The 578-nt window shown below is 37.4% G+C and carries 1 pseudogene; it reads left to right on the top strand.

The window, feature by feature from the left end:
* Window positions 1–231: 231 nt before the first annotated feature.
* Window positions 232–578: pseudogene (locus N475_RS00470) on the top strand (hypothetical protein); the annotation flags it as partial.

Raw genomic sequence — 578 nt, 5'->3', positions numbered from 1 at the left:
AAATCAAGATTAGCTTAGTTTTTAGTAAAGCAACTAAGCATGAAGTTTTACTCTATTTATTAATTTAATTATATTTTCATATATAAGTTAATATGTTGTTTTGTTTATTGTGGGTCGGATTAATATTTTTATAAGTTGTTTTATTTTTGTATTCCCTTTTTTATTTTATTTGCGTTAGAATTGCGCGGTTTTTTACGATTATTAATTTACTGCGTATTCTGGAGAGTAAATGTGAAAAGGATTTTATTTCTTTTAATCTCTTTATTAACTTCTTTACCTGGGCGTGCTGAGTTTGAGCAGGCTTATGAACCCGTTATGGTGTTTGGTGCACCTGTGTTGGTCCCTGTAGAAAGCACCCCCGAAGACACACTGTATTTATCTGTCCAAAGTAAGCAGGACGCCATGCTGGTAGCGTGGTCTCCCAGCCAAGATGCTGATTATTATCAACTGCAATACCTTGAGGGTGGGGTGTGGAAATACGCCAGTGAAAAGCACGATTTGACTTATCTGACAGTGGATGTCAGCAGGGGACCATTCAGAGTACGAGGTTGCCACAAATATGGTTGTGCGCAGTGGCA

This window comes from Pseudoalteromonas luteoviolacea DSM 6061, from assembly GCF_001625655.1.
Lineage (GTDB): Bacteria > Pseudomonadota > Gammaproteobacteria > Enterobacterales > Alteromonadaceae > Pseudoalteromonas > Pseudoalteromonas luteoviolacea.
Note: the sequence above shows the minus strand (reverse complement) of the source record. Positions and strands in the feature narration are given on the sequence as shown.